Here is an 11,216-nt window from a genome sequence, read left to right as displayed (position 1 = left end):
CAACTGGAGAAGTAAAAAAAGCATTAAATGCTAAATTACAAGAGAAATTCAAATCTACTGATATTGTACGCTCATTGACAAATTATCAGGTTCATTTGAATTATCAAACGATCGAACAAAATAAATTAGACGAAGAAGATATCAAAGAAGAAATCGTAAAGTTTATGCAAAAAGTTGATGGTGTTTCTTTCGTAGCTGATATGGATAAAATTGGAGAAGCTTCTATTCCTGCGATTATCAAAGAACGAATGGTTAACGGTTACAATCGTAAACGTAGCGGTGCTATTACTTATATTTTAGAACCACAATGGTACGGCGGAAAACAAAATGCTGGAGGAACAACACACGGAACTTGGGGGGCTTACGATGCTCACATTCCATTTGTTTTGATGGGTTGGGGTATAAAACATGGTAAAAATAATAACCGTGTTTATATGACAGATATCGCACCTACAGTTGCCGCTTTGCTACATATAGAAGAGCCAAACGGAAATATTGGCGAACCAGTTTCTGAAGTAACAAATCCAAAATAATCTTATAAAAGATAATTCTAAAAACGCAACTTAATTAGTTGCGTTTTTTTTTGTTTCTATAATTATTATTTACTCTATTTCAATTGTTTAAATTTTATAATTAAAGAAATTAACGATTAACATCTATAACATTATTTTGATAAATAATAAGCTCATATTATTGATAATGAGAAAAATATAAATAAGAGGGGGTAATGAGGGATTTGTTTTAAGAGGAAAATCAGCATTTTTCGTTGATTTGTAATAGAAGATAATTATACAAAATCATGAGAAATTATAGAACGTTATAATATTCCAAAAACAACATTGTATAAATGGATAATTTTTAATATTCTGCACAATATTAGTAAAAGAGTATAATTTTCTCCAATTAAATTAATAACTTTAATATTCTAAATACATCATAATGAAAAAGACTTTTTTAAGTAAATTAACTTTGACATTATTTTCTACCAACCTATTTTTTTTATTATCTCCACAACTAGATGCTTGCACAAGAGTTGTCTATAAAGGTCCAGAAAATACTGTAATCACAGCTCGTTCTATGGATTGGAAAGATGAAATTGATGCAAATATTTGGGTTTTTCCTAGAGGTATAGATCGATCTGGCAACGTTGGAAATGCTTCGGAAAAATGGACTTCAAAATACGGAAGTGTAATTGCAAGTGCTTGGGACATTGCGACAACAGATGGCATGAACGAAAAAGGACTTGTTGCGAATGTTTTGTGGTTAGTAGAAAGCCAGTATCCTCAATTTAATCCAAAAGGAACAAAGCCAGGTGTTACAATTGCAGCTTGGGCACAATATGTTTTAGATAATTATGCTACAGTAAAAGAAGCTGTAGATGATTTGAGAAAAGAAAAATTTGTAATTGTTTCTGACTACATTCCAGGTACTCAAAAATTTACAACTTTACATCTTTCAATTTCTGATGCAAATGGAGACAATGCAATTTTCGAATATGTAAACGGGAAATTAAAAATACACCATGATCCTTCTTATACAGTAATGACAAATTCTCCAGTTTTTGATGAGCAATTAGCAATTAATCAATATTGGAAAGGGATTCCAGGAACAATTATGTTACCAGGAACTAACAGAGCTGCTGATCGTTATGTAAGAGCATCATATTACATTAATGCAATTCCGCAAACCGCTGATACTCGCACTTCTACTGCAAGTGTTTTTAGTGTTATCAGAAATGTATCGGTTCCGTTAGGAATTTCTTCAGAAGCAGAACCTAACATATCGTCTACAAGATGGAGATCAGTTTCTGATCATAAAAATCTTGTTTATTACTTTGAAACTACAAAAACTCCAAATACATTTTGGGTTGATTTAAAGAAAATTGATTTTGGTAAAAATGCAAAAACAAAACAATTAAGCGTAAGTAAAAATGAAACGTATGCTGGCGAAACTTCACAACTTTTTAGTGATACAAAACCATTTACATTTGTTGGAATTTAGATCGAAAAATTAATCAATATTTTTCTTGCAAATAGTTCTAAATCAACATTCAATATGATTGCCAATAACAAACATTTTATATCTGCCTTTTTATTATTAGGATCTATTGTTTATGCTCAAAAATCAAATGATACAATTGATATTTCGATAAGACCTTACACTAGTTTGAGAGGTCATCTTGCTGTGCATGATAAAGTAATGGAGCTACAAGAAAATGCCTCTCGTGCTGGAATTGAAATTAATCTAAAAAAAGGAAATATTGCATTTGTAGCTGGTATTGAACTCCAAATAAATATGTTCAAAGGTAACTCGTCGTTTAATGTTGATGGAAATTTAGATAGTGATCTTTTGACAATTGTTTCAGAACAAAAACAACAAGTTTTTGGTAATCGCTTGGGTTACTTAGGTATTGATTTGTCTAAATATGGTAAAATAACATTTGGTAAACAATGGAGTGTTTACCGTGATGTTACAGCTTATACAGATCGTTTTAATGTATTTGGAGGACGCGCTTCTGCAACTTTTACAGGTGGAACAGATGGTGGTTTGCTAGGAACAGGACGAGCAGATCAATCAATAATTTATAGAAATAAAATTAAAGCTTTTCAATTTGGTGCTCAAATCCAAACAAAAGGTGGAAATGATGATAAGATTATTGATGGTTTTGGTTTTTCAGCTCAATTAGAATTAAATCAAAATATTAGTATTGGAGCTGCATTTAACCGTGCTTTTATAGCTCAAAACTTAATTGATGATAATCATATCTTAGGTTTATCAGGACATCCAACTTTTTATTCAATTGGTTTAAAATATACGAGTAAACAATTTGATGTTAGTCTACTTGGAATTTTACAGCAAAATGGTGATTTTATACCTATTTCATATCAATCTGAAAATACAATTAATCCTTCATATGTTTTTGATGCAAAAGGTTTTGAGACAGCGTTGAAATATAAACTAAATAAATTTTCAATTTTAGGAGGTTATAATTTATATGTTCCTGAAACAAAGAAATCTGTAGAAAATATAATCATTGATAAAAATTTCAGACGAAGTGATTTCATTACAGGATTAGAATATTATCCGATGAAATATGTACAATTATATACAGAACAGCGTATCTCTTTTGGTAAAAATTATATTGGTAAAAAAGAACAAAGTGTTTTTACATTGGGAATGAAACTAGATTTATCTAGACAATTTAATAAGAAACTTAACCTATAATAAAACCACAACTAACTTAACTTTTCTCTCTATCATTTGAAATAATTAATAAAACGAAACTTAAAAAATTATGTTTAACTTTTTTCAAAAAAGCACATTTTTAATTCTATTAGCATCAAGTACGCAAACTTTTGCTCAAGACTCAATTCAGCCAGATGATTCTTGGCATTTCAAAGTAGAGCCAAATATGATGTTGCCTCATATGAAAGGAAAAGCGAGTGTTTCTCGACTTCCGAATGTACATGTAAGTCAATCCCCTTCAGACTTTTTTGAGCATTTGAAATTTGCTGGAATGTTAATTTTTGAAGCCGAAAACAAAGATTGGGTGATTACATCTGATATTATTTATGCTTCTTTAGCTGCAAATGTTAAAAAAGACCCTTTAGTTTTGGATGGTAAATTAACAGCAAAACAATTCTCTTTTGAAGCAGGTTTATTGAGAAAAATTACACCTTGGCTAGAAGCTGGTATTAGTATGAACCTTGTAAATATTAAATCTGGATTTGATGTAAATCTAATCAATCCAGTTTCTTTAAAACCAATGCATTTAGATCGTAGTATTTCTAAAACTTGGGTAGATCCAATGTTAGTTGCAAGAACAAGAAGTTTACCAAACAAAAAGTTTTTGTATAATGTTTCTGGAGAAATTGGAGGATTTGGAATCGGCTCAAAATTAGCATGGCAATTAGAAGGATTGGCTGGTTATCAATTCTCTGATTTATTTTACGCAATGGCGGGCTATCAAATCATAAGTATGGACTACGAGAAAGGAAGTAACAATTCCAACTTTGTTTATGATATGGATATGTTTGGACCAATGATAAAAATTGGCTTTAACTTAAAATAATAACCTTAAAATAAATATATTATGAAAAAATTATTTGTATTATGTGCTTTTACAAGCATATTATTCACAGCTTGCGAAAAAAAGACTGAAAGTACTCCTGCCACTGAAAATAAATCATCACAAAAAATCGATGACTCCACTTCTCAATCTGCTTTAGATTGGGACGGAACTTATGAGGGCGTGATCCCTTGTGCTGATTGTGAAGGAATTAAAACAGAATTAACTTTAAATCAAGATAATACATATACCTTAACAGAGGAATATATCGACAAAAACCTAAAGGTTGAAAATCAAGGTAATATTACGTGGACTGATGATGGTAATTCAATTTCATTAAAAACAAAAGACGATGAATATAAACGTTATAAGGTTGGAGAGAATATTTTATTCCAATTAGATTTAGAAGGAAATGAAATTACTGGAGCTTTAGCACAAAATTATCAGTTAAAGAAAAAATAAATAAGATAGATAAGAAAACGTAACCAAAAATGGTTGCGTTTTTTTACTTTTATAAAAAATAAAACAGAAATGACTTTCAATTCACCAATCATATCAACACAAGAATTACATGATAATCTATATCTTAAAAATTTAATTATTTTAGATTGTACGATTGATAAAGTTGGACAATCAATAAAAGATCAAGAATTAAAATTAATTCCGAATTCTCTTTTCTTTGATTTGGAAGGAAAATTTTCTGATCATTCTTCGCAATTTCCTCATACATTTGTTGATGAAGAAACTTTTACAAAAGAAGCTCAAAATTTGGGCATTAATCAAGATTCTATCATCGTTTGTTATGATCGTTGGGGAGTTTATTCGAGTCCGAGAGTTTGGTGGATGTTCAAAGTAATGGGACACAATGAAATATATGTTTTAGATGGCGGATTACATGTTTGGATGGATAATAATTTTGTCACAACTTCTACTTATTTTCTACCTACTATAAAAGGTGACTTTATTGCTGACTTTCAATCGAATTGGTTTGCTGATACACAAGTTATGTTAAATGCAATAAATGATGATTCAAAAATGATTATAGATGCTCGATCAGAAGGGCGTTTCAAGGGGACTTCTCCTGAGCCAAGACAAGGTTTACGAAGCGGACATATTCCAGCTTCTAAGAATTTATTTTTTGAAAATGTTTTGGCTGATACATCATATAAATCAAAAGAAAAACTGAAAGCAATTTTCGAAAAATTGACAGATTCATCCAAAGAAAATATTTTTTCGTGCGGTTCTGGTGTTACAGCTTCCATCCTAGCCTTGGCTTCGACAATTGCAGGTTTTGATAAGGTAAAAGTTTATGATGGTTCTTGGTCTGAATGGGGCGCTGACGAAAATTTACCGATTGAAAGATAGTTTAAAACTATTTTGCATGATTTACAAATCCGAGTAAAAAACTCGGATTTGTAAATTTTAAGCTAAATGTTTTTATTTTTTGGTAAGAAAACTTCCGCCATCATACAGCGAGCGCTTCCTCCTCCTAATTTTTCAATCAAATCTATCTTAACAGGTAATATTGGATTATAAGCCTCAATTTTAGAAATTTGTTCTTGATTAAGCGAATTATAAGCCGTTTGTGACATCACCAAATATGATTGTCCTAAACCTCCAACTTGCAACATATTGCCAGCAAATTGATGCACTTGTGCTTCTGTAATTGCAATTATTTCTTTTCCAGCTTCTAATAAATACTCACAAACTGTTTTCTTTTCTTTTTTATCATCGATAGAATCCAAACAAATAATCGCATACTTATCTGCAATACACATCATTACATTTGTATGATAAATTGGTTTGCGTTCTCCATTTACAGTTTGATTCGCATGAAAAATAACTGGCGTATATTCTAATTCCTCACAAAATTCAATCAATAAATCTTCATCAGTTCGTTGAGAAATACATGCATAAGCCAATTCATGCTCGCGATCAAGAATAATACTTCCTGTTCCTTCCAGGAAAATTTCGTCTTCTTCTGCCGATGTAAAATCAATCACATCATCAATATGAAAACCTTTTTCTTCCAACAAACTCAATACATCTTCTTCACGACGCTCTTGTCTCCTATTTTTTGCAAACATAGGATATAACACAACATTTCCGTTATCATGAAAAGAAATCCAATTGTTTGGGAAGATTGAATCTGGCGTATGCGGTGAAGCAGTATCTTTGATCGTGATAACATTTACACCTTTTGAACGCAAAGCAGAAACCATTCCTTGAAATTCTTCTAACGCTTCTTTCTGAATATCTTCTTGAGAATCTGTTGTTTCTGTTTGGAAATAATTGTTAACAGCCGTTTCTGGATTGTAATAAAAAGCTGTTGGCTCAACCATCAAAATAGTTGACGTATATTGTTTTTGTTTCATGTTATTTTCTGATTAATGGCATTGTAGAACATCTTAGTAAACCTCCCATTTTAGAAACTTCGCGGTAATTAATTCGTTCCACTTTTATGTTCCATACATTTTCTAAATGATCATTTAAACGTATAAAATTTTTCTCAGAAACAACAACTTCAGGAGAAATTGAAAACACATTTGGATTCATCCAATACATTTCTTCTTTTGTTACTTCGAATAAATTTTCTTTTCCAAAAATATCGACAATTTGCTGATATTCATTCTCAAATAAAAAGCCATCTTTGTAAATAATTGCTTTGTCTTTCCCAACAGGATTGAAAGTGCAATCTAAATGTAAAATTCCTTCATATGGATTTTCATCATTCTTTTTCAATTCAAAATCCAATACTTTTTTATTCGGAAATTTAGCTTTGATATACTTTACAAACTCAACATTTGTACGTCCTGTTTTATAATTTTTGAAATCTGCTTGTTTGTACGTTCCAACAAAAATATAATCGTTATACAAAATCACATCGCCACCTTCTACATAAACTTCTTCTGGTAATGCATTGATTTTATTTCCTTTGAATTGACGTTTTATTTCGCGATACGCTTGCAATTCTTCTAAACGATCTGGAATAATATTCGAGATAAAGAATTCATCATCAATAACAAAACCGACATCTCGAGAGAAAACTTGATTGCAATCTTCGATCAATGTTGGACGTAAAACTTCAACATTATATTTCTTCAAAACTTGTTCAAATTCTGACATTTCCGCAATCAAATCTTCTTCTTTTGGATAATCATAATTCTTTACGGTTTCATAAGATTTGGCATCGAACGTCTGATCAAGTGTTGGATTAGCTCCGTTAGATTCTGCTCGACCCAAGACTACAGTTTGCAGTTGAGCCGTTTCATTCTGTACATTTAATCGCATAATTTATTGTAGTTTTTAATTTTATGTTCCAAAAAAAATCCCGCAATAGCGAGATTTAATTTTGTATAAATATACATTTTATTTTTGAATTCCTAAAGCTTTCAAACCATTTACTGTTGCAATATTTGAAAGTTGTTCCACATCATAAAAGTGACAAGACTCTAGCATTACTCTCAATTCTGTAAGTAAATGACCATCAGAAAAAGGTTTATAAATATCATTAATATTATCTGTTCCGAAGGCAACGTTAATTCCTCTTGGAATCATTTCATCAACTGGCGTTACCGAGTTGTGCGAAGGCGCCAAACGCTCTGTACGATTGTGATCTATCCAAGCAGTTGGACAAGAAACAATGTGCATATCTGCTTTTTTAATTAAATCATATAATTCGTAACGATATTTTCTTGGATGAGCCGCTACAGAAATTGAGTGAACCGCAGAAACTTTTCCTTGCATTCCGTGTTCAATCGTTTTCAAAGCTAATTGTTCCGTTTCTTTTTCTTCGTCTGTGTTAAATTGATCAACATGAACGTGAACCAATTTATTTTTTGCTTTTGCAGTTGATAATAAAATATCTAAATGCTCATCTTCTCGACCGAAATCTTTTGCAGGTAAACCTCCGATAATATCCACAAAATCAGAAGACATATCAAACCATTCGCGCGCTTTTGGATCGATAACTCCTTTCAGTACTTGATTTGCAAAACGCATTTCGATGTCTTTTCCGTAATTATCTTTTAAGCGTTGAGCAGCTTGTATACTACGATCTTCAATCACTTCATCCGCATCAATAAAAGAACCAATTGCTTGACAACCTTGCTCTAACATGAAATTAATCGCTTTTTCCATTCGGAAATAAATATCATCAACAGATGAATTACGTTTCATATCATCAACTAAATGCCATTTTTCTTTTAAGTAAGAATTTGATAATGCGAAAGTGTCCGAAGTCAATGAATAAGCTCTATCTAAGTGTGAATGCGTATTAACCCAACCTCCTTTTTCGTTGATTTTTTCAAGTACTTCTTCAATTGGATTATAGTTCTGTTTGTTCATCGTGAGTTTGTTTGTTTTCGGGATGTAAAATTAACAAGATTATTCAATAGAAATGAAGCGATATTATCAAAAAGATTTCTGTAACTTTGTGCCTTTGTTAGTAACATGAGCAAGCAAAAAAAATCCAACAATAGTTGGACTTTTTTGTTTGTTTATTTTTTTTAAGAAAAAGTTCTATTTTACCATCTGGATATTTTGAATTAGGCTTTGTAAATTTTAAATCATCTACTAAATCCATATTTACTGCAATAAAACTTGCATAATCAACATCTTTTCCGTCAATTGAATAACCTATTTTTAAATCTTTTTTTGGTTAAGAAATGATTAATTTAGAATTTTTAATTCCAGGAATTGTATCATTCAAAGTTTTAGATTGTGCAAAACTCAACAATGGAAGAAATAAAAAAGCTAATAGTAATTTTTTCATATCATTAATATTTGTTCCATAATTTCTCAAACTTTTATGTTATGATTCTTTCTCTTTTTTGGAAACAATATCAATTTTTCCGTTTGGATATTTTTTATCTGTTTTGATTACTGTAATATATTTAATTTCATCTGGACTCATTTTCGTAAAAATACTTTTATCAACTCTCTCTCCATCAATAAAAATTGCAGGTCTACTATTTTCATATTCAGAAATAGATATAGAACTTGGTACAATTCTATTTAAAACTTTTTCATTTGAATTTTCTTGTGCAAAACTCAACATTGGAAGAAATGCAAAAGCTAATAATATTTTTTTCATAAATCGTTAATTTATATAAAGTTAATTAAATATTTTATAAAAACTAATTTTTGTATGTTCGTTTTACAGATTGAATTCCTTCAATATTTTTCATTTCCATCATGATTTTTTCTAATTCGGCTTTATTTTTAACTGAAACTGTAATCTTTCCATCAAAAATACCTGCATCCTCAGATAAATTAATACTATGCATGTTCAACGAGTTATTTTTTGAAATAACTAACGTAATATCACTCACCATTCCAGCTCGATCCAAACCTTGTAACTCAATCAACGCTTTAAATTCTTGTTGAGAAGAATCAATCCATTTCGCTTTTATAATTCTGTACGCATAATTTGCTTGTAACGAAACTGAGTTTGGACAATCTACCTTATGTACTTTTATTCCTTTTGAAACTGTGATAAAACCATATACTTTGTCACCCGGAATTGGATTACAACAACTCGCTAATTCATAATCTAAACGCTCTTCATCATTCCCAAAAACAAGACTATCTAATTTCGTTTTGTCGATAGAAATATTATCTTTTTTAGTTGTATTGAATGTTGATTTTCTGAAACGGTTAATCAATCCTGTGAAACCAGTATTTCGTTCTGCAAATTTACGTAAATCATTGTTGTCAATAATTCCCATTGCAACATTATAAAATACATCTTGACTCGAACTTAACTTAAAGTATTGCTGTAACTGATTAATCGTATTTTCACTAAAATCAACCTTTAAATGTCTTAATTTACGTTGAATAATTTCTTTTCCATCTTCTGCAACTTTACGTTTATCTGAGTTTAAAGAAGCTTTAATTTTACTTCTCGCTTTACTCGTTACAACATATTCTAACCACTCTAATTTTGGTTTTTGTTGTGTTGATGTAATGATTTCTACTTGATCACCACTTTGCAATTGATGCGACAGCGGATACAATTTTCCATTCACTTTTGCACCCAAACAATGGTCACCAACATTGGTGTGAATAGAGTAAGCAAAATCCAACGAACTCGCTCCTTTTGGTAACGAATGCAAGTCTCCTTTTGGCGTAAAAACATAAATCTCTTTGGAGTACAAATTGAACTTGAAATTATCCATAAACTCAATCGCATCCTTAGTATCTTCTTGCTCCAACATTTCACGAACTTGATGAATCCATTCATCAACTTTCGTTTCGTCGTCCGATATATTTTCTTTGTATTTATAATGTGCTGCGATACCCATTTCGGCAACTTCGTCCATTCTTTCGGAACGAATTTGTACTTCTACCCAAAGCGCTTGTGGTCCCATAACCGTTACGTGAAGCGATTCATAACCAGTAGTTTTGGGTTGAGAAATCCAGTCGCGCATACGTTTTGGATTTGGAATAAATAAATCCGTCACCAACGAATAAATTTTCCAAGCTAAGAATTTTTCATTCTTTTTATCTGAACGATAAATTACACGAATCGCAAACAAATCAAAAACTTCCTCGAAAGGAATTCCTTGATTAATCATTTTTCGATAAATTGAATTGATTGATTTTGAACGACCTTTGATCTCAAATTCTAAACCTTCGGCTTCAAGTTTTTCTGAAATAGTCTTACAGAAATCATCAATGTATTTTTTTCTTTCGGCTTCAGTTTCTGTTAATTTATGTTCAATATTAAAATATGCATCTGGTTTAGTGTATTTCAAACTCAAATCTTCTAGTTCAGATTTGATGTTATACAATCCCATTCTGTGAGCCAAAGGCGCATATATAAAAATAGTTTCGGATGCTATTTTTAACTGTTTATCCTCTCGCATACTTTCTAACGTACGCATATTGTGTAAACGATCGGCAATTTTGATCAAAATCACACGCACATCTTCAGATAAAGTCAGTAATAATTTTTTATAATTTTCAGATTGTATCGAAACATCTTGTTTATTTAAGACAGCAATTTTTGTTAATCCATCTATAATTTTTGCAATCTTTTTTCCAAAAAGTTTCTCAATATCTTCTAACGTATATTCAGTATCTTCTACTACATCATGCATTAAAGCCGCAGAAATTGATGTAGCACCAAGCCCAATTTCGTCAG

10 protein-coding genes and 1 pseudogene are annotated in these 11,216 nt (G+C 30.9%); 6 read left to right on the top strand and 5 right to left on the bottom strand.

The features are described 5' to 3' along the window. From B2X73_RS08165 to B2X73_RS08140, 6 genes and pseudogenes are all read left to right on the top strand, one after another. Positions 1-533 (top strand): annotated as a pseudogene (locus B2X73_RS08165) (alkaline phosphatase family protein); the annotation flags it as partial. Between the two features lie 406 nt (positions 534-939). After that, on the top strand, positions 940-2,001 hold the full coding sequence (locus B2X73_RS08160; protein ID WP_291096191.1) for a linear amide C-N hydrolase: 1,062 nt from the start codon (positions 940-942) through the stop codon (positions 1,999-2,001). A gap of 54 nt (positions 2,002-2,055) precedes the next feature. Next, on the top strand, positions 2,056-3,225 hold the full coding sequence (locus B2X73_RS08155; protein ID WP_286494816.1) for a porin: 1,170 nt from the start codon (positions 2,056-2,058) through the stop codon (positions 3,223-3,225). Positions 3,226-3,295: 70 nt separating this feature from the next. Beyond that, positions 3,296-4,072, top strand: coding sequence for a hypothetical protein (locus B2X73_RS08150; RefSeq protein WP_286494815.1), 777 nt, complete (start codon positions 3,296-3,298; stop codon positions 4,070-4,072). A gap of 21 nt (positions 4,073-4,093) precedes the next feature. Beyond that, positions 4,094-4,531, top strand: coding sequence for a copper resistance protein NlpE (locus B2X73_RS08145; protein ID WP_286494814.1), 438 nt, complete (start codon positions 4,094-4,096; stop codon positions 4,529-4,531). A 69-nt stretch (positions 4,532-4,600) separates the two neighbouring features. Further along, on the top strand, positions 4,601-5,434 hold the full coding sequence (locus B2X73_RS08140; protein WP_286494813.1) for a sulfurtransferase: 834 nt from the start codon (positions 4,601-4,603) through the stop codon (positions 5,432-5,434). Positions 5,435-5,496: 62 nt separating this feature from the next. Here the strand turns inward: B2X73_RS08140 and ctlX are convergent, their stop codons facing one another. The 5 genes from ctlX to B2X73_RS08115 form a co-directional block, all read right to left on the bottom strand. Continuing rightward, positions 5,497-6,444, bottom strand: coding sequence for a citrulline utilization hydrolase CtlX (gene ctlX / locus B2X73_RS08135; protein ID WP_286494812.1), 948 nt, complete (start codon positions 6,442-6,444; stop codon positions 5,497-5,499). Between the two features lies 1 nt (position 6,445). Beyond that, positions 6,446-7,360: a dimethylarginine dimethylaminohydrolase family protein gene (locus tag B2X73_RS08130; protein ID WP_291059140.1), complete on the bottom strand. Its 915-nt coding sequence runs from the start codon at positions 7,358-7,360 to the stop codon at positions 6,446-6,448. Positions 7,361-7,438: 78 nt separating this feature from the next. Next, positions 7,439-8,416: an amidohydrolase family protein gene (locus tag B2X73_RS08125; protein WP_125349365.1), complete on the bottom strand. Its 978-nt coding sequence runs from the start codon at positions 8,414-8,416 to the stop codon at positions 7,439-7,441. A gap of 466 nt (positions 8,417-8,882) precedes the next feature. Beyond that, entirely contained in the window at positions 8,883-9,164 is a 282-nt protein-coding gene (locus B2X73_RS08120; protein ID WP_038335788.1) for a hypothetical protein, read from the bottom strand. 43 nt (positions 9,165-9,207) lie between these two features. After that, on the bottom strand, positions 9,208-11,216 hold a 2,009-nt coding region (locus B2X73_RS08115; protein ID WP_291096189.1), incomplete at its 5' end, for a RelA/SpoT family protein.

It is taken from the genome of Empedobacter sp. UBA7252 (assembly GCF_002472765.1).
Classification (GTDB): domain Bacteria; phylum Bacteroidota; class Bacteroidia; order Flavobacteriales; family Weeksellaceae; genus Empedobacter; species Empedobacter falsenii_B.
This window is presented reverse-complemented; position numbering and strand designations above follow the sequence as displayed.